This is a genomic window from Stenotrophomonas sp. a6 (assembly GCF_030913325.1).
Taxonomy (GTDB): Bacteria; Pseudomonadota; Gammaproteobacteria; order Xanthomonadales; family Xanthomonadaceae; genus Stenotrophomonas; species Stenotrophomonas maltophilia.
In genome coordinates this window covers 1,184,882-1,201,581 of record NZ_CP133161.1, presented here as the reverse complement: position 1 = coordinate 1,201,581, position 16,700 = coordinate 1,184,882, and the positions used below count along the sequence as shown (strand labels likewise).

The window sequence follows — 16,700 nt, the reverse complement described above, 5'->3', positions numbered from 1 at the left end:
AGCCGGGCCCATGCTCGGCTGCCCAGGAAGCCGTCGAGCATGGCTCGACGCTACAGAACCCCGATCGCGCATGGCTCGACGCTACGGATGCCCCAGGCGCTCCACCCGCAGGCGGGCGATGCGACGCTTCTCCATCGCCAGTACGGTGATGCGAACATCCGCAATCTCCACCGCGTCACCGATGTCCGGCAGGCGCCCCAGACGCTCCAGCACCAGGCCGGAGATGGTCATGTAGTCGGCACTGCGCGGCAGCGATACGCCGGCCAGCCGCTGCAGGTCGTCCAGGGTCAGGGCACCGTCGGCCTCCCATTGGTCCTCGCCCTGCGCGACCACGCCATAGCGCTCGTCCTGGGTATCGACCAGGTCACCGGCAATGGCCGCCAGCAGGTCGTTGGCGGTCACCAGGCCTTCCACGCTGCCGTACTCGTCCACCGCCACCGCCAACGGCACCGGGTGCTGGCGGATCAGTTCCAGCGCCTGCAGCGCGCTGGCACTGGACAGCACGTACTGCGGCTCGCGCAGGTTGCCTTCCAGCTGCAGCGGCCTGCCCTGCAGCAGGTCGGCCAGCAGGTCGCGGCTCTGCACCACGCCACGCAGGCTGTCCAGGTCGCCATCACCCACCAGCAAGCGGGTGTGCGGCGACGCCACCAGGCGTGCCACCACATCCTCCTGCCCACGGGCCAGGTCGATCCACTGCACGTCGGCACGCACCGTCATCACGCTCGACACCGGGCGATCGGCCAGCCCCAGCACGCTGCGGATCATCTCGTGCTCCGCCGGCTGCAGGCGCTCTTCGGCATCGACGTGTTCGTCCGCGTTTTCGTCGTCGTGGCCATTGGCCGGGCGCGCGCCCAGCATGCGCAGCACGGCGTCGGCGGTGCGCTGGCGGAACGGCTGGCGGCGCTCGTTGCGCTCACGGTTGAAACGCACCCACTGGTTGAACGCCTCGACCAGGATCGAGAAGGCAATCGCCGCGTACAGGTAACCCTTCGGAATCTTGTAGCCCAGGCCCTCGGCCACCAGGCTGAAACCGATCATCAGCAGGAAGCCCAGGCACAGCACCACCACCGTGGGATGCTTGTTGACGAAGCGCGTCAGCGGCTTGCTGGCCAACAGCATCAGCGCCATCGCGATGGTCACGGCGGCATACATCACGCCCAGGTTGTCGACCATGCCCACCGCGGTGATCACCGAGTCCAGCGAGAACACCGCGTCGAGCACCACGATCTGTGCCACCACCATTGCGAAGCTGGCGTAGACCTTCTTGCCATCCTCGTGGTGTTCGCGGCCTTCCAGCCGTTCGTGCAGCTCCATGGTGCCCTTGAACAGCAGGAACAGGCCACCGCCCAACAGGATCAGGTCACGCCCGGAGAAGCTGTGGTCGAACAGCGTCAGCAGCGGCTCGGTCAGTTTCATGATCCACGCCAACGCCGCCAGCAGCACCAGCCGCATCAGCAAGGCCAGCGCCAGGCCGATTACCCGCGCGCGGTCACGCTGGTGCGGCGGTAGCTTGTCGGCAAGGATCGCGATGAACACCAGGTTGTCGATGCCGAGAACGATCTCCAGCACGACCAGGGTTGCAAGGCCCATCCAGATCGAGGGGTCAGCCAACCATTCCATTTCAGGTCCGTTTCGTCAGTAGGTAAGGGAAAAGAGCGACCGCTCAGTCAGCGTCCTGTGCCTGCGCCGGGTCGTGCCCGAGCAGGTCGCCGGGCGTGCACTGCAGCTCGCGGCAGATCGCATCAAGGGTGGAAAAGCGGATGGCGCGCGCCTTGCCGGTCTTCAGGATCGACAGATTGGCCAGGGTGATGTCGATGCGCCCGGCCAGCTCGGACAGGGTCATGCCGCGTTCCTGCAGCATGCGGTCCAGGGTGATGACGATCGCCATCAGATGACACCGTCGAGGTCGTCGCGCATCGCTGCGCCCACGGCGAAGACGCGCGCCAGCACGAACAGCATCAGCACGGCCACCAGGCCAGTGATCGACATACCACCGCCGACCTCCATCCAGGTGAAATCCGGGCCCATCCAGGCCGAATAGGCACCGATCAGGATCGACAGCAGTTCCATTGCCAGCATCAGCCAGGCCATGCGCTGCAGCCGCCGTGCATTGGCGTGGGTGAACGGCCGCTCGCGCGCCGCCGACTTCAGCAGCCTCAGCAGATGGCGCAGGAACAGCAGGCACAGCACCAGCAGCGCGATGATCGCGCCCAGGCCCAGGCAGAAGTGCAGGAACAGATCATTGCCGTGCGCGGCAGCGGCCTCGGCGTCATGCACGCTGTCGAGCAGCCAGCGACGGTCGTGGGCGACCAGCGGCACCGCCAGCAGTGCGGCCAGGATGCCCAGCCAGCACATCGCCCGGACGGCCTGTACGGCGGCCTGGGCCAGGGCAAACAGGCCTCGCGCGGGTCTGGCGCGGGCGGGACGAGCGGTCAAGCGGCCTCCGGTGTTGGGGTGGACGCGCCGCCCCGGGATGGATTTATCGATAAACGATATATCACACGCTGCGTGAAAGGCTGAACCGCAGGCGTGGCTCCTGTCAGGGCCCGGGCGCGCCCCGCTCCAGCATTGCCTCACCCGGCGTCGCAGAGGCCATCGCCTGCACGCCGGCATCGGCGGCCTGCCGCGTGACCAGGCGGAAGCGCACCTGCAGCTTGCCCTGCCCCGGGGTGGCCCAGCCGTACTGGATGGCCACCTGATCGGCCGACAGCGGCCCACGTCCCGGCAGCGAGCGCACCTGCAACGGCATCGGCGCGGCCTGCACCAACCGGGCGAATCCCTTCTGCACGACCGCCGCGTCGGCCTTCTCGGCGTAGACCGTGCACGTGCCATCGTCAGCCCAGCTCACCGCATAACGGCCACTGGCCAGGGGCACCATCCAGGCCACACCCGATTGCCCCTGCAACAGCGTGGCGGCTTCGGCGGGCTGCAGCGGCGACAGCCCATTCGATTCCATCAGCGACTGCAACCGCGCCGGGGCCCCGATGTGCTGCATGCAGGCGGTATCGAACAACTCGCTGAAGGGATCCTGCGCCGGAGCCTTGGCCTTGGGCGTGCGCGCGGGTTGCGCCGCCGCCAGGGTGGGCAGCAGGGCCAAAGCCAGCCAGAACGCAGGACGCATCGGGATTCCACGCTACGGAAAACAGCAGGGAGGATGGCAAAGCCCGGGCGTGCCGCGCAATGGGTCATGGCTTGACAGCCGCCACCGGCGGGAGGAGTATCAGTTAACGAATTAGTTAATTAGCTCGCCATGGACCGCATCTTCGAAGCCCTTGCCTCCACCGCCCGCCGGCAGATCCTGGCCTATCTCAGTGCCGGCGAACTCAGCGCGGGCGAGCTGGCCGAGCGCTTCGACTTCAGCAAGCCGGCGTTGTCCAGCCACCTGCGCATCCTGGAGGAAGCCGGACTGATCGAACGCGAGAAACGCGGCCAGTTCGTGTACTTCAGGCAGGTACCCGACCGTTTGGCCAACACGTTGTTCTCGTGGGCGGCCGAAGTCTGCCCGGTCGGCGGCCCGCTCAAGCGTGAAGCCCGCGCCCGTCGCAAGGCCCCCGCCCGCTGATCCGCCCCGCCAAGGAGCATGACGATGCCTGGTTCGACCCGCGATCGCCGTTCGTTTCCAGCAGTGCAGCTTCCGGCACAGGACGGCGGCAGTCCGACCGAAGTCACCCTGATCGCGCAGCTCGGCATCGGTGCCGGTGACGCGCTGGTGAGTGACGCCGGCCAGCGTCAGCGCCACCACCCGGCGTTCATCGATGCGTTGGATGAACCTTCGGCGCGACTGGGTGGCATGCACCTGCAGCACGGGGATGCCTCCTCGCTGTACAGCTTCACCGTCGGTGCCGGTGGCCATCCGTTTCATCGCCATGCAGGCCCGCGCATGTTCACCGCCATCGCCGGCAGCGCGGGAGCCGAGCTGCGTTTCGCCACCGCCTCCGACACGCAGCTGGCAGCAGATCCCGGTGCCTTCGCGCGCACGCTTCGGCGCATCCGCATCCCACCGGACTGCCTGTTTACCGTGCGCTTCGGCGGCGGCACCTGGCACCAGTTCGCGTCGAACCATCCTGCACATCCCGCGCTGTTCGCGTTGTCCTGCCACAGCAATGAACTTGCCGGCGCGATGAGCGAGCAGGCGCGTGCACAGGTGCAACGCAATGCCGCCGATATCCCCAGCCTGACCGAGGTGCTTCCGGAATCGCACTGGCCTTCGGGCACTTCGCTTGCGGCGGCACCGCTGTTGCAACTGTCGCTGCAGGCGGCGCCTCCCAGCCTGTGCGCACACCTCTGCGCGCGTACCCGTGCCCTGCTCGGCCCGCTGCGCCGCATCCCCATGCGGCCGCTGCACGGGTTCGTCGAACGTGCCACACCGGCCTATCCCATCCGTTCGCGGCCCGCCGCCACCGATGGCCTGCTGCCCACAGCGCTGCCGCACAGCCACTACCAGGACCTGACCACCCTGTGCCTGGAACCCTCGCAGGTGGTCCACCGCTCCGCGTCGGCACTGCTGGCCGATGTACTGGACGGCTTCCTGCGCAATCCGCCCAGCGGCGTAGGCCATCTGATGGCGCTGCGAAACCGACTGGTGGCGCCGTTGCGGTTGCGCACGTCGCCGCTGGGATGCCCGGTGTCGTCACTGCTGTCCACCGATCGCAGCCGGTTGTTCGCTGGTCGATTTCCGGTGCTGGATTCGCACATCGATACGCAGGACAACGACGCCGAGGTCCTGCTCGGCGCCGACGATCGGCACCTGCGTTTCCGCAGCAGCGTGCGCGTGCAGCGGCGTAGCGATGGACATGTCGAGATCAGCCTGGGCTCTCGCGTGCAGACCTTCAATGCGTTCGGCGGCATGTACATGGCACTGATCGACGCCGGGCACCGGCACTATGTCGCGCCGGCACTGCTGCGGCGTGCGGTGGAACACGCCTTGGCACCGGAGCTGGCCAATGTTGGGGATCCGGCAGCACACCCTGCGAACTGCTGACCCTGGAACACGATGCGCCGGGCCCTGCACGGTTCCGCTCAGATAACGATTTCGCCCTCGTCCTCGCCATCCCAGTAGTGGATGCGGCTGGCGCGCACGTGAATCAGCACCAGTCCCGGTGTATCCACGCCCTGTTCGAACCATCGCTCCAGGTCCTTCACCCAGTGCTGGCTCATCGTGGCCCGGTCGCGCACCAGCGCTGCCCTTCCCTGCACGTGCACGAACAACGGTGGCTTGCCCAGCAGCGACTTGCTGCCGGAAAAACCCAACGCGACGGCGGGGTCAGCTTCAATCTCGCGCACCATGTCGGTGTCTTCGGTGGTGAAAAACCAGCTGTCACCGTCATAGTCCACGTCGCCGTTGTTGCTCATCGGACGACCGGCAATCTCTCCGCCGGCGCGGGTCTGCAGCATCGTGAAATCGATGCCGGCCATTTTCCTGGACAGTTCAGGCAGGGTGAGCTGGGTCATGTCGTCGTCCCTCGTCGGATGGAGTCCCAGCGTCTGCGCAGAGCGGTGACCGAAGCGTGGATGGGCAGTTGCGACCTCTTCACAGAAAACGCGATAGGGCTCATGGCACGTGTGTGACGCATTCCTCACCACCACATCCGCGTTAACAGCGGATGGAGGAACGGTCCTCCACGCCGCGACACGCCTCTAACAGGGCATTGCCCGAGAATCGCGCAACCTCGCGATGCATCCGGCATGGCCGCCGGCATCACCGGGGCTCCCCTCCGCAACCGCATGGCCCCCACATGGACCTGTTCGCCTGGCTCGCGTTCGGCTGCTACCTGTTGACGTTCTTCATTGTCTCGCTGTTTGCTGCGGCCTACCTGAAACGCTCGGACTTCATGCCCTACCACGGCCAGGCCGTGGGCCTGCCATGGAAGGAGGTCGAACCGCGCATGCAGTTGCTGCTGATGGCACTCATCCGCGTGGTCGGCGCCGGTTGGATCGCACTGGCCGGCGCCGGCGTGATGCTGGCCTGGCTGATCTTCTTCGGCGGACACTTCGCGCTGCCGCAACTGCTGGCCTTCCAGTTGTTCTGCCTGGTCGCCACCGTGCCGCCGGTACTGGTCGCTTCCGGCGTGCGGCGACGCACCGGTGCGCGTACACCGGTGCCCGCCGGCGCCGCGGTGGTGCTGCTGTCGGTCATCGGATTCGTGCTGGCCCTGTTGGCACTGTCCTGATGCGTGCTCCCTCCTATCCCTCCATCGAGGCTCCCATGAATCCCGAATCGATCTTCTACAGCGTGGTCAACGGTGATCTGCCGCCCTCCCAGGCGGGCACCCTGCTCGGCTGGCGATTCGTCGACTACGACGACGCACTGCGCCGCATCCATGTCGAGTTCGACGCCGGGCCGATGCTGACCAACCCGATGGGCAACGTGCAGGGAGGCTTCCTGTCGGCGATGCTGGATGACTGCATGGGGCCGGCGATCTACGCCACACTGCCCGCCAACCGTATCGCGGTCACGGTGGAATCCAAGACCAGTTTCGTCAGTCCGGCACGACCCGGGCGCATCATCGGTTGGGGCGAAGTCGAGCACAGCAAGGGGAGCATCGCCTTCACGCGTGGCTGGCTGACTGACCCGGCAGGCAACGTACTGGCCACCGCCACCGCCACCTTCCGGGTGGGTGCGCTGCGCTGGCGTGGATTATCGGTACCACGTCCGATCGCGCGCCGGATGATCGCGCGGACGCTGCGGCGGGTGCATGCACGCATCGGCTGACGCATGCCCTCAACGCGTGATGCGACCGCCACCCGCCACCCGTACCCGATCACGCCCCTGCGCCTTGGCCCGGTACATGGCCGCATCGGCGGCTCGTAGCAGGGTGCGCCAGCCCAGCGCGTCGGTGCCGCCCTCGGCCACGCCGAAACTGGCGGTCACCCGCAGCACGGTGCCGCCGGCCAGCGCGATGTCCATCTGCTGCAGGGCCAATCGCAATGACTCGGCCAGCTGGCGGCCACCGGCCAGATCACCGTCGGCCAGCAGCACCAGGAATTCCTCGCCGCCATAACGGGCGATGCTGTCGCTGCGGCGCAGCTGATGCCGCAACAACTGCGCCACCCGCACCAGCACTTCGTCGCCGGCATCATGGCCATGGCCATCGTTGATCGCCTTGAAGCGATCCACGTCCAGCAGGATCACCACGGCGCTTGCATCGCCCCCCGCGTGTCTCTGCTGCACCACCTCATCCAGCGCGCGCCGGTTCAACAATCCGGTCAGCTCGTCGGTGCCAGCGAGCTGGCGCAGCTCGCTGGTCAGTGCCGAGCGCTCGCGCGATTTCTCACGCAGTACTTCGATGGCGTCGAACAAGCGCTGCATCTCGGCCAGCGGGTGGGTGACATGCTGCTCCGGACCAGGTGCATCCGAGGCAAGCTGGATCACCTGCGCCTGCGCCTGCAGCAACGGCTGCAGGATCTGCCGGTGGGCAATGCGCAATGCCACGCCCAGCACCACCAGTGTGCCCAGCGCGGTCGCCACCAGCACGGCCAGGCGCATGGCCTCGCGATTGCGGGTGCGTTCAAAGCGGGCGATGGACACGCTCAGGTAGCCATCACGCAGCGCCTCAAGCGACTGCAGGGTCGGCACGTAGCGCGTGGTGAATTCGGCGGCGGTCCATGGCGGCGGCAGGCCTCGGCGGCCATCTTCGATCAACTGCTCGATCATCGGCAGCGATTCGCCGAAGAACTGCCGACGCGCCATGTCCCAGTGCCATGACAATTCCGGGTCACTGCGGAACACCGACTCGTGGCTGCCCGCCAACCGCCACAGCTCCAACAGGCGACCCTCGGTCTGCAGTGCAGCGCGTACCTGTTCCTCCCGCCATGCCCCTGGCACCGCCACCGGCGCCATCACATTCGAGGCCAGGCGGCCACCATGCTCGCGAAGATCGATCAGCACCTGGCCCTGCATCGCCGGAATCGCTGCTTCACGGTCGGCGCTGACCAGCACGTTGATCTGTGCCGAGGTCAGCAGGTGCAGGCGATCGACCACGGCGAACATGCCACTGATCGCACGCTCCACCTCCTCCACGCGGCGTGCGTCATGGGGTTGCGCCACGACCCGGTCGACCGCAGCCCGCGCCGATTGCAGGCGACGTTGCGCGTCGGCCAGCAGCCCATGCTCGTTGACCACTCCCGGATCAGCCTTGAACACGGTGTCCAGCTGCAGCAGGGCAGCGTCGACCCGCTTGCGCGCGGCCGCCAGCTGCGCGGCCAGCCGTGCCTGCTCGGCCGCATCGGCCGGGTCGGCCCCCAGCAGGCTGTTGGCGGGGCCGCGTTCGGCCGACACCAGGTTGGCCAGGTCGAAGGTCTGCCGCAGCTGGCGCAGGCTGGCCAGGTTGTCCTCGGCGGCCGTGAAGCGCAGCGTGCCCTGCACCAGTGCGATGGCCATCAGCGGCAGCGTACAGACTACGAACAGCCCAGCCAGGATCCAGACCCAGGTTCGCAGTCCGATGGGCGACGCCTTGCGGGCCATGCACATTTCCCCTGTAGTACCGAACACTGTAACGGCCGGCTACACAGGCGCCAAGCCACTCGCGGGCCAACCGTGGCGGTGGGTATACCCTGCCGACCGCGAACGCACCGACAAGGCCGCGCGGACATTCGAACCGGGACAAATACGTCATGCCCAGCCGCGTCAGATCCAGCGCTGGTCGACCAGTTCGCGCTTCACGTAGGCATAGAACACCGGCGCGGCGACCAGGCCCGGCAGGCCGAACGCCGCCTCCATCACCAGCATGGCCAGCAGCAGCTCCCAGGCACGCGCCTGGATCTCGCCACCGACGATGCGCGCATTGAGGAAGTACTCCAGCTTGTGGATCACGATCAGGTACAACAGCGCGGCCACGGCCACATAGAACGAGACCGACAACGCGACGATGCTGATGATGGTGTTGGAGATGATGTTGCCCACCACCGGCAGCAGGCCGGCGATGAAGGTGATCAGCACCAGCGTCTTGGAAAGGGGCAGGTGCACGCCGAACAACGGCAGCACGCCCAGCAGGAAGATGGCGGTGAAAAGGATGTTGAGCAGGGAGATCTTCACCTGCGCGAACACCACTTGGCGGAACGCGGTGGCCAGGCGGCTGGTGCGCCCGATCAGCTCCTGCGCCAGCGGCCCCATCGTCGGCAGCGGCAGTTCGTCATACAGCGCGATCATCGCGCCCAGCACCATGCCGATCAGTACGCGTACACCCACCTGCACCACCGAGGTACCGGCCACGCCCAGCTGGCGCTGGTGCTCGGCGGCCCAGTCATTCAGCGCCGCACGCAGCGCCGGCATGTCCTCGGGGATATACGGCTGCAGCAGCGCCGGTACCTGGTGGCGCGACGAATTGAGGATATCCATCAGCCGTGCCAGCAGCGCGTCCGGCCCACCGGTCTCGTTGCGGAAGAACGACGCCACACCGATCCCGGCCAGCACCAGCGCGCTGATGATGATCGCCGACAGCACGATCACCGCGATCGCCCGCGCCCGTCCCGGCGGCAGCTTGCCTTCCACGGTGGACGCCAGCACATGGGTCAGCTGGAACACCAGCAGGCCCGACAGCAGCGTCACCACCAGGCCGAGCTTCAGCGCCAGCCACATGCCCAACAGCATCATCAGCCAGGCCGCGATCCTCGCAACGGGGGGCTTGGGCTGGGCAACGAGGGCGTCTTGCATGGGCGGCGCGTCCGGGCGGGGTGGCCCATGGTAGAGGATTGGCGTGCCGATTCCGCGTGCAGGATGAACGGGCGTTTCGGCCTCGTTCGGCGGCAGCCGTGCCGCACTCACTCGCCGTAGCTGGCTGTGTTCTTGCCCTGCCGCTTGGCGTGGTAGAGCGCGCGGTCGGCCAGTGCCAACCAGTCCTCGACACTACCGCCACGCGGCGTCGCGGCAATGCCGATACTCACGCTGAACTCCACGCCCGGCGCGGCCTGCCGCGCGGCCTCCAGCAGGTGCAGGCGCACCCGCTCGGCCAAGCGCATCGCATCGACGGGCGCGCAGTCGCGCAGCAGCACCACGAACTCATCGCCCCCCAGCCGCGCGGGCGTATCACCGGGCCGGGCAAAGGTGCGCAATGTCGCCGCGATATGCCGCAGCACCTCATCGCCGGCGCGGTGGCCATGCGAGTCATTGATGCGCTTGAAATCATCCACATCGAGCATCAGCAGGCAGGCAAAGCTGCCCTGCCCTTGTGCCTTGTCCAGCGCCTGCTGCGCACGCAGGATCAGGAAGCCACGGTTGGCCAGCTCGACCAGCGGGTCCATCCGGCTGAGCCGCTGCAGCTGACGGTTCTGCGATTTGACCCGGCGCGCCAGCTGCCAGCTGAGAATGCTGAGGCCGATGCCATACACGAACAGGAACGGGACACTCAGCACGATCGTGCGCTGCGAGGTGACCGGCTGGTAAGGGAAGCCGAGCAGCCACCAGGTGAGTGCGAAGCCCAGCAGCAGGGCCAGCGTGGCGCGCATCGCCAGGCGCACGCCACCGGCAGCGATCTTGTCGGCCACCAGCAGCGCGGCGAACAGTGCGCTGGGCACCGCGCTCAACGCCATGAAGGCGATCCAGCCACCGCCGAAGAAGGAGTCGGCCACCATGCAGCGGAACTGGACGACCGCCGGCTGGCGGGAGCGATGGGTCAGCAGCAATGCCAGTGCCGGCCACGCCAGCGCGTTGAGCAGCAGCAGGACCCACGCCAGCCCGCCATCCTGGCGTTCAAGCATGATCGAGGCGATGGGGATCGCTCCCAGTCCATTGCCGACGAAACGCATCCAGCCGATGCGACGTGCCGCGCCAATGCCTTCGACCGCGCCTTCCGCCGAATCGGTGAAGAATGGCATTGCCGCCCCCCTTGCGCGATCGCACCTGCTGCTACGGCCCTTGCCGGGCTGCCTGCGATGAGTCTGACAGCTTTGCGTCAATTCGGGATCAAGGTTGCACGATATCGCGCGGGCCGGCTGCCACGCTCCCGCGGCCCCACCCCGTGGTCACCCGCGTCGGGGCGCAGCCGTCGATCCCCGCACCATCAGGCTGAAATCCAGCGTCTGTTGAAGCGGGACATCCACCTGTTCGATGATGGCGAGCAGCAGGTTGACCGCGCGCGCGCCGATTTCCCGCATCGGCTGCCGGATGGTCGTCAGCGGCGGCGTGAGGTAGCGGGAAGACGCCAGATCATCAAAGCCGACGATGGACAGGTCTTCCGGCACGCGGATGCCCAGCTCCCGGCAGGCCGCCAGGGTGCCCAGCGCCATCTGGTCGCTGAAGCAGAAGATCGCCGTTGGTGCGGACGTGCCGTCCAGCAGCGCCATGGCAGCCGCATGGCCGGATTCCACTGAAAAATCCCCGGGCACGATGCTCAGCTGGCGCAGGCGGCCACGCACCTTGCCGGCCGCCCGTACCCCTTCCAGGCGCTGCTGGTGCAGGGGATTGTCCGGCGGCCCACCGACCACGGCGATCCGTTCATGGCCCAGTGCGTACAAGTGCTCCATGACGGCGCGTGCGGCGGCGGCATTGTCGATGTGAACACTGGGCAGGCCCAGCGCGGGATCGAACTCGCAGCCGTTGACCACCGGCGCGGCAGCCCCCCTCTGCTGGACAATCTCGCACGCCGTCGGTGGCAGGCGATGGCCAAGCACGATCATGCCGTCGGCCTCGTTGCGCCGGAGCATCTGCGCGTAGCGCTCCTCGCGGTCGGGTTGGTCCTGCGTATCGCCCAGCAGCACCGCATAGCCGACAGCCTGCGCGGCGTCTTCCGCGCCCTGCAGGATCTGCGCGAAGAACGGGTTGGCGATATCCGGCACCGTGACCAGGATCTTGCCGCTGCGCTGGGTCTTGAGCGTGCGGGCGACCGTGTTGGGCACGTAGCCCAACGCCGCGGCGGCCTGCTCGATGCGCGTGCGCGTGGCCGGCAGCACTTTGTCCGGCCGCGAAAGTGCACGCGACACGGTGCCGGCGGAGACGCCGACGTGCTTTGCGATGTCGTAGATGGTGGCCATGGCGTTAGTTCTCCCGCCCGCTGTGCACTGCACAACAGGTCCTGCGTAAGCCCCTGCTAGGATAATGCAATCGATTGCATCGAGGGCGAATCACGTTGAAGACGCTCAAGGGTCCAGCGCTGTTCCTGGCGCAGTTCATCGGCGACACGGCTCCTTTTGATCGGCTGGACACGCTGGCCGGATGGGCCGCGGGTCTGGGCTATTCTGGCGTACAAGTCCCCACCACGGCGCCCCACCTGTTCGATCTGGCCGAGGCGGCACGCAGCCAGGCGTACTGCGACGACGTCGCCGGCATGCTGGCCGGTCATGGCGTGCAGATCACCGAGCTGTCCACCCATCTGCAGGGGCAGCTGGTCGCGGTCCATCCGGCCTACGACAGCTTGTTCGACGGATTCGCACCCGCGGACAAGCGTGGCGATCCCGCCGCCCGCCAGGCCTGGGCGGTGGAGCAGCTTCTGTTGGCCGCCAAAGCCAGCCAGCGGCTGGGGCTGACCGCGCATGCCACGTTCTCCGGCGCATTGGCCTGGCCCTATTTCTATCCCTGGCCGCAGCGCCCACCGGGACTGGTGGAAGAAGCCTTCGCCGAACTCGGCCGCCGCTGGCGCCCGATCCTCGATGCCTTCGATGCCTGCGGCGTGGATCTCTGCTTCGAGATCCACCCGGGTGAGGACCTGCACGATGGCGCGACTTTCGAACGCTTCCTCGATGTGGTGGATCATCACCCCCGCGCCAAGATCCTGTACGACCCCAGCCACCTGCTGCTGCAGCAGATGGACTACCTGGGTTTCATCGACCGCTACCACGCGCGCATCGGCATCTTCCACGTCAAGGACGCGGAGTATCGCCCCAGCGCAAGCAGCGGCGTGTATGGCGGCTACCAGGACTGGATCGAGCGTCCGGGCCGCTTCCGTTCGCTCGGTGATGGCCAGATCGACTTCAAGCCGATCTTCTCGAAGTTCGCCCAGTACGACTTCCCCGGCTGGGCGGTACTGGAATGGGAGTGCTGCCTGAAGCACCCCGAGGACGGCGCACGCGAAGGTGCCGCCTTCATCCGCGACCACATCATCCGCGTGACCGAACGCGCCTTCGACGACTTTGCCGACAGTGGCACGGACGCCGCATCACTGCACCGCATGCTGGGAATCTGAGCCAAGACCGCCCCGGGAGGGCAAGCCATGACGCACGCCATGTCGCGCCTGGGCGCGATGATGTTTCTGCAGTTCTTCATCTGGGGGGCGTGGTTCGTCACCCTCGGAACCTACCTGGTGCAGGGCCCGCTGCAGGCCAGCGCCAGCCAGGTGGCCACCGCCTTCCTCAGCCAGTCCATCGGCGCGATCGTTGCGCCGTTCCTGGTCGGCCTGATCGCCGACCGCTACTTCGCGGCGCAGCGCATCCTCGCGGTGCTGCACCTGGCCGGCGCGGTGCTGATGTGGCTGGCGTCCACCGCCACCAGCTTCAGCGTGTTCTCGGCCTGCGTGATGGGCTACATGCTGCTGTTCATGCCGACATTGGCACTGGCCAACAGCGTGGCGATGCGGCACATGCAGTCGCCCGAGAAACAGTTCCCGCTGGTGCGGGTGGCGGGCAGCATCGGCTGGATCGTCGCCGGTGTGCTGATCGGCTGGCTGGGCTGGGAACAGGCCCATCGGCTTGAACTCACCTTCCGCATGGCCGCGCTGGCATCGCTGGTGCTGGGCCTGTATGCATTCACCCTGCCGCACACGCCGCCACTGGCACAGCAGCGCGATGCCGGGCTGGGGCAGATCCTGGGGCTGGATTCGTTGCGTCTGCTGAAATCGCGTGCCTATCTGGTGTTTTTCCTGGCGTCCATCGCCATCTGCATCCCGCTGTCGTTCTACTACAACTTCACCAATCCGTATCTCAACGACCTGGGCGTGCGGGGTGCAGCAGGCCTGCAGTCGCTGGGCCAGGTCTCCGAAGTGCTGCTGATGCTGGCCATGCCGTTCCTGTTCGTGCGGCTGGGAGTGAAGACCATGCTGGCGGTCGGCATGGCCGCCTGGGTGGTGCGCTACGCCATGTTCGCCTTCGGCGATGCGGGCAGCGGCTTCTCGCTGCTGGTGATCGGCATCGTGCTGCACGGCATCTGCTACGACTTCTTCTTCGTCACCGGCCAGATCTACACCGATGCGCATGCCGGCCCCGCCGCGCGCAGCAGCGCGCAGGGCTTCATCACCCTGGCTACCTACGGCGTGGGAATGCTGATCGGCACCTTCCTGTCCGGCGCGGTGGTGGAGCACTTCACCACCGAGGCCGGCCCCGACTGGCAGCAGATCTGGCTGTTCCCGGCCGGCGTTGCACTGGTGGTGTTGATCGCCTTCCTGCTGCTGTTCCGCGACCGGCCGACGGTCACGGCCGCGCCCTCCACACCCTGAGGATCCCCGTCGATGCCCAAGCTTGGAATCGCCATCGTCGGCGCCGGCATGATCGGTGCAGTGCATCGTCGTGCGGCACTGCTGGCCGGTGCCGACGTGCGCGGCGTAGCCGCCTCGTCACCGCAGCGCGCGCATGAGGCCGCGCAGTCCTGGAATGTCCCACGCGCCTACCGCGATATCGAGGAGGTGATCGCCGATCCGCAGGTACAGGTCGTGCACGTGTGCACGCCCAACCATCTGCACCGCGCCATGGCGCAGGCTGCGCTGGAAGCCGGCAAGCACGTGATCTGCGAGAAACCGCTGGCGACGACGCTGGATGATGCACAGGCGTTGGCGGCGCTGGCCGCATCGACCGGATTGGTTGCCACGGTGCCCTTCGTCTACCGCTACCACCCAGTGGTGCGCGAGGCACGCGCACGCATCGCCCAGGGCGATCTGGGGCCGTTACACCTGATCCACGGCAGCTACCTGCAGGACTGGCTGCTGGATCCGGCCAGCAACAACTGGCGCGTGGACCCCGCGCTGGGAGGCACGTCGCGCGTGTTCGCCGACATCGGTTCGCACTGGTGCGACCTGGTCGAATGGGTCAGTGGCGAGGGCTTCGCCGAAGTGAACGCGGCGTTCTCCACGGTGATCGCCGAGCGTGGCGCCGTCAGCGGGCAGAGCTTCAGCACGCCAACGGCCGCCAGCGCGATGCAGGCTGTCACCAGCGAGGACGTGGCCGCAGCGATGTTCAGGACCGGCGCCGGCACGCTGGCGTCATTGACGGTCAGCCAGGTCTCGGCCGGACGCCACAACCGCCTCTGGTTCGAGATCGATGGCGCCAAGGCCAGCGTGGCCTTCAACCAGGAGGATGCCGAGCGGCTGTGGATTGGCCTGCCCGACCAGCGCGAGGAGATCTTCGTGCGCGGTCCGGGCGCCGGCAGTGCCGAGCAACGCCGGCTGTCAGTACTGCCGGCCGGGCACGCGCAGGGCTACGGCCAATGCTTCAAGGCGTTTGTCGCCGACACCTATCGCGCCATCGACGACGAGCGACCGCAGGGCCTGCCTACCTTCGAAGACGGCCTGCGCTCGGCGCGGATCGTCGATCGTGTCATTTCATCGGCCAGGTCACGCGCCTGGACCACCATCGGTTGAATCCCGGGAGGACCTGTTGATGAAAGCCCTTGTCCATGGAACTGCAAGCCTCGTCCTGCTGCTCGCTGCCCTGCCCGCTTTCGCAGTCGAAGCCGCCAGCACGCAGAAGCCGATCGCGGTGCAGATGTACACCTTGCGTGATGCCGGCTCGCTCGAGCAGCAGTTGAAGATCGTCCACGACGCAGGCGTGCATGCGGTGGAAACGGTCGGCACGCAGAACACCAGCGCGGCCGAGCTCAAGCAGCTGCTGGACCGCTATTCGATCAAGGCGATTTCATCGCATGTGCCGCTGGCCGAGCTGCGCAGCAACCTGGATGGCGTGGTGACCTTCAACCGGTCGATCGGCAACACGACGCTGGTGGTGCCATACCTGGACAAGAAGGATCGCCCGAGCGGTGCCGCCGGCTGGACCGCCCTGGGCCAGGAACTGGGCCGGATTGCAAAGCAGGTGCGCGGCAAGGGGATGCGCCTGGCCTACCACAACCACGACTTCGAACTGGCCGACTTCGACGGCAGGACTGGACTGGAGCTGCTGTTCGCCGCCGCCGGTCCAGACCTGCAGACCGAACTGGACCTGGCCTGGGTCGCGCGTGCAGGCCTGGACCCGGCGGTGATGCTGGGAAAATTCCGCGGCCACGTATTCGCGGTACACGCCAAGGACAATGCGCCCAAGGGGCAGGCCCAGGACGAAGACGGATTCGCTGCCGTGGGCCAGGGCGTGCTGGACTGGAACGCGATCCTGCCTGCTGCGGCAGCCGCCGGCGTGCACTGGTACATCATCGAGCACGACCAGCCACGCGATCCGGCCAAGGTCATCCAGACCGGCGCGGACTATCTGCGTGAACACCTGACCACGAATGCGCCTGCCCGTGCGCGGCGCTGACGCATCAAGGAGCCCCACATGAAAATGATCCTGGCAACGGCGGTGGCCCTGGGCGGCATGAGCGTTGCGACAGCTGCCTGGTGCAAGGACGACCCGGCTGCCGGTGCAAAGCTCTACACCGCGAACTGTGTGGCCTGCCACGGCGCCGACCGCGCAGGCATGCCGGGCGCGTTCCCGGCGCTCACCGACATCGGCAAGCGCATGCCACCCGCGCAGATCAAGGAAAAGATCAGCAAGGGCGGCGGATTGATGCCGCCCTTCCCGCAGCTGTCACAGCAGGAGATCGATGACATCGCCAGCTACCTGGCGAAGTAAGCGGC

Annotated in this window: 18 protein-coding genes; 9 read left to right on the top strand and 9 right to left on the bottom strand. The window is 67.1% G+C overall.

The genetic code is table 11. The annotated features are described in order from the left end of the window. Positions 1-81: 81 nt before the first annotated feature. From Q9Q79_RS05590 to Q9Q79_RS05575, 4 genes are all read right to left on the bottom strand, one after another. Complete coding sequence (locus Q9Q79_RS05590) at positions 82-1,620, bottom strand: TerC family protein (RefSeq protein WP_005408495.1); 1,539 nt, start codon at positions 1,618-1,620, stop codon at positions 82-84. Between the two features lie 43 nt (positions 1,621-1,663). Beyond that, positions 1,664-1,888, bottom strand: coding sequence for a helix-turn-helix transcriptional regulator (locus Q9Q79_RS05585; protein WP_005408494.1), 225 nt, complete (start codon positions 1,886-1,888; stop codon positions 1,664-1,666). Further along, entirely contained in the window at positions 1,888-2,355 is a 468-nt protein-coding gene (locus tag Q9Q79_RS05580; RefSeq protein WP_005412578.1) for a DUF2975 domain-containing protein, read from the bottom strand. Before Q9Q79_RS05580 ends, Q9Q79_RS05585 begins: the two co-directional genes overlap by 1 nt. A gap of 184 nt (positions 2,356-2,539) precedes the next feature. Beyond that, on the bottom strand, positions 2,540-3,121 hold the full coding sequence (locus Q9Q79_RS05575) for a hypothetical protein (protein ID WP_005412577.1): 582 nt from the start codon (positions 3,119-3,121) through the stop codon (positions 2,540-2,542). Between the two features lie 129 nt (positions 3,122-3,250). Between Q9Q79_RS05575 and Q9Q79_RS05570 the strand changes: the two genes are divergently transcribed. Together Q9Q79_RS05570 and Q9Q79_RS05565 are read left to right on the top strand one after the other, a co-directional pair. Beyond that, entirely contained in the window at positions 3,251-3,562 is a 312-nt protein-coding gene (locus Q9Q79_RS05570; RefSeq protein ID WP_005408491.1) for a metalloregulator ArsR/SmtB family transcription factor, read from the top strand. A gap of 24 nt (positions 3,563-3,586) precedes the next feature. Further along, positions 3,587-4,981 carry a DUF2867 domain-containing protein gene (locus tag Q9Q79_RS05565; RefSeq protein WP_005412574.1) on the top strand — a complete coding sequence of 465 codons (1,395 nt, stop codon included), beginning with the start codon at positions 3,587-3,589 and terminating at the stop codon, positions 4,979-4,981. A 38-nt stretch (positions 4,982-5,019) separates the two neighbouring features. Here Q9Q79_RS05565 and Q9Q79_RS05560 read toward each other — a convergent pair whose 3' ends face one another. After that, a complete protein-coding gene (locus Q9Q79_RS05560; protein ID WP_201862464.1) occupies positions 5,020-5,451 on the bottom strand; it encodes a pyridoxamine 5'-phosphate oxidase family protein in 432 nt (143 codons plus the stop codon). A 284-nt stretch (positions 5,452-5,735) separates the two neighbouring features. Here Q9Q79_RS05560 and Q9Q79_RS05555 point away from each other — a divergent pair, with 284 nt between their 5' ends. After that, positions 5,736-6,170, top strand: a complete 435-nt coding sequence (locus tag Q9Q79_RS05555; protein ID WP_024956982.1) for a hypothetical protein — start codon at positions 5,736-5,738, stop codon at positions 6,168-6,170. 35 nt (positions 6,171-6,205) lie between these two features. Next, on the top strand, positions 6,206-6,712 hold the full coding sequence (locus tag Q9Q79_RS05550) for a PaaI family thioesterase (protein ID WP_024956981.1): 507 nt from the start codon (positions 6,206-6,208) through the stop codon (positions 6,710-6,712). Positions 6,713-6,721: 9 nt separating this feature from the next. Here Q9Q79_RS05550 and Q9Q79_RS05545 read toward each other — a convergent pair whose 3' ends face one another. From Q9Q79_RS05545 to Q9Q79_RS05530, 4 genes are all read right to left on the bottom strand, one after another. Beyond that, a complete protein-coding gene (locus Q9Q79_RS05545) occupies positions 6,722-8,464 on the bottom strand; it encodes a GGDEF domain-containing protein (protein WP_044571215.1) in 1,743 nt (580 codons plus the stop codon). Between the two features lie 162 nt (positions 8,465-8,626). Beyond that, positions 8,627-9,652: an AI-2E family transporter gene (locus Q9Q79_RS05540; RefSeq protein WP_201862463.1), complete on the bottom strand. Its 1,026-nt coding sequence runs from the start codon at positions 9,650-9,652 to the stop codon at positions 8,627-8,629. Positions 9,653-9,759: 107 nt separating this feature from the next. After that, positions 9,760-10,812: a sensor domain-containing diguanylate cyclase gene (locus Q9Q79_RS05535; protein WP_201862462.1), complete on the bottom strand. Its 1,053-nt coding sequence runs from the start codon at positions 10,810-10,812 to the stop codon at positions 9,760-9,762. A 147-nt stretch (positions 10,813-10,959) separates the two neighbouring features. Beyond that, positions 10,960-11,967, bottom strand: a complete 1,008-nt coding sequence (locus tag Q9Q79_RS05530; RefSeq protein ID WP_099529772.1) for a LacI family DNA-binding transcriptional regulator — start codon at positions 11,965-11,967, stop codon at positions 10,960-10,962. Between the two features lie 95 nt (positions 11,968-12,062). Here Q9Q79_RS05530 and Q9Q79_RS05525 point away from each other — a divergent pair, with 95 nt between their 5' ends. Genes Q9Q79_RS05525 through Q9Q79_RS05505 form a run of 5 tightly spaced genes read left to right on the top strand, consistent with a single transcriptional unit; the run spans position 12,063 to position 16,695 of the window. Next, positions 12,063-13,115, top strand: coding sequence for a sugar phosphate isomerase/epimerase family protein (locus Q9Q79_RS05525; protein WP_100437987.1), 1,053 nt, complete (start codon positions 12,063-12,065; stop codon positions 13,113-13,115). Positions 13,116-13,142: 27 nt separating this feature from the next. Further along, positions 13,143-14,360, top strand: a complete 1,218-nt coding sequence (locus Q9Q79_RS05520) for a nucleoside permease (RefSeq protein ID WP_099474298.1) — start codon at positions 13,143-13,145, stop codon at positions 14,358-14,360. Between the two features lie 12 nt (positions 14,361-14,372). After that, positions 14,373-15,497, top strand: a complete 1,125-nt coding sequence (locus Q9Q79_RS05515) for a Gfo/Idh/MocA family oxidoreductase (protein WP_201862458.1) — start codon at positions 14,373-14,375, stop codon at positions 15,495-15,497. A 19-nt stretch (positions 15,498-15,516) separates the two neighbouring features. Next, positions 15,517-16,380: a sugar phosphate isomerase/epimerase gene (locus tag Q9Q79_RS05510; protein ID WP_099529775.1), complete on the top strand. Its 864-nt coding sequence runs from the start codon at positions 15,517-15,519 to the stop codon at positions 16,378-16,380. 18 nt (positions 16,381-16,398) lie between these two features. Continuing rightward, positions 16,399-16,695, top strand: a complete 297-nt coding sequence (locus tag Q9Q79_RS05505) for a cytochrome c (protein WP_049397639.1) — start codon at positions 16,399-16,401, stop codon at positions 16,693-16,695. The last annotated feature ends 5 nt before the right edge of the window (positions 16,696-16,700 follow it).

Bases quoted from the DNA above. Each gene is read 5' to 3' on its own strand.
- Q9Q79_RS05590 (WP_005408495.1), bottom strand. From the start codon at position 1,620: ATGGAATGGTTGGCTGACCCCTCGATCTGGATGGGCCTTGCAACCCTG.
- Q9Q79_RS05585 (WP_005408494.1), bottom strand. From the start codon at position 1,888: ATGGCGATCGTCATCACCCTGGACCGCATGCTGCAGGAACGCGGCATG.
- Q9Q79_RS05580 (WP_005412578.1), bottom strand. From the start codon at position 2,355: ATGTGCTGGCTGGGCATCCTGGCCGCACTGCTGGCGGTGCCGCTGGTC.
- Q9Q79_RS05575 (WP_005412577.1), bottom strand. From the start codon at position 3,121: ATGCGTCCTGCGTTCTGGCTGGCTTTGGCCCTGCTGCCCACCCTGGCG.
- Q9Q79_RS05570 (WP_005408491.1), top strand. From the start codon at position 3,251: ATGGACCGCATCTTCGAAGCCCTTGCCTCCACCGCCCGCCGGCAGATC.
- Q9Q79_RS05565 (WP_005412574.1), top strand. From the start codon at position 3,587: ATGCCTGGTTCGACCCGCGATCGCCGTTCGTTTCCAGCAGTGCAGCTT.
- Q9Q79_RS05560 (WP_201862464.1), bottom strand. From the start codon at position 5,451: ATGACCCAGCTCACCCTGCCTGAACTGTCCAGGAAAATGGCCGGCATC.
- Q9Q79_RS05555 (WP_024956982.1), top strand. From the start codon at position 5,736: ATGGACCTGTTCGCCTGGCTCGCGTTCGGCTGCTACCTGTTGACGTTC.
- Q9Q79_RS05550 (WP_024956981.1), top strand. From the start codon at position 6,206: ATGAATCCCGAATCGATCTTCTACAGCGTGGTCAACGGTGATCTGCCG.
- Q9Q79_RS05545 (WP_044571215.1), bottom strand. From the start codon at position 8,464: ATGGCCCGCAAGGCGTCGCCCATCGGACTGCGAACCTGGGTCTGGATC.
- Q9Q79_RS05540 (WP_201862463.1), bottom strand. From the start codon at position 9,652: ATGCAAGACGCCCTCGTTGCCCAGCCCAAGCCCCCCGTTGCGAGGATC.
- Q9Q79_RS05535 (WP_201862462.1), bottom strand. From the start codon at position 10,812: ATGCCATTCTTCACCGATTCGGCGGAAGGCGCGGTCGAAGGCATTGGC.
- Q9Q79_RS05530 (WP_099529772.1), bottom strand. From the start codon at position 11,967: ATGGCCACCATCTACGACATCGCAAAGCACGTCGGCGTCTCCGCCGGC.
- Q9Q79_RS05520 (WP_099474298.1), top strand. From the start codon at position 13,143: ATGACGCACGCCATGTCGCGCCTGGGCGCGATGATGTTTCTGCAGTTC.
- Q9Q79_RS05515 (WP_201862458.1), top strand. From the start codon at position 14,373: ATGCCCAAGCTTGGAATCGCCATCGTCGGCGCCGGCATGATCGGTGCA.
- Q9Q79_RS05510 (WP_099529775.1), top strand. From the start codon at position 15,517: ATGAAAGCCCTTGTCCATGGAACTGCAAGCCTCGTCCTGCTGCTCGCT.
- Q9Q79_RS05505 (WP_049397639.1), top strand. From the start codon at position 16,399: ATGAAAATGATCCTGGCAACGGCGGTGGCCCTGGGCGGCATGAGCGTT.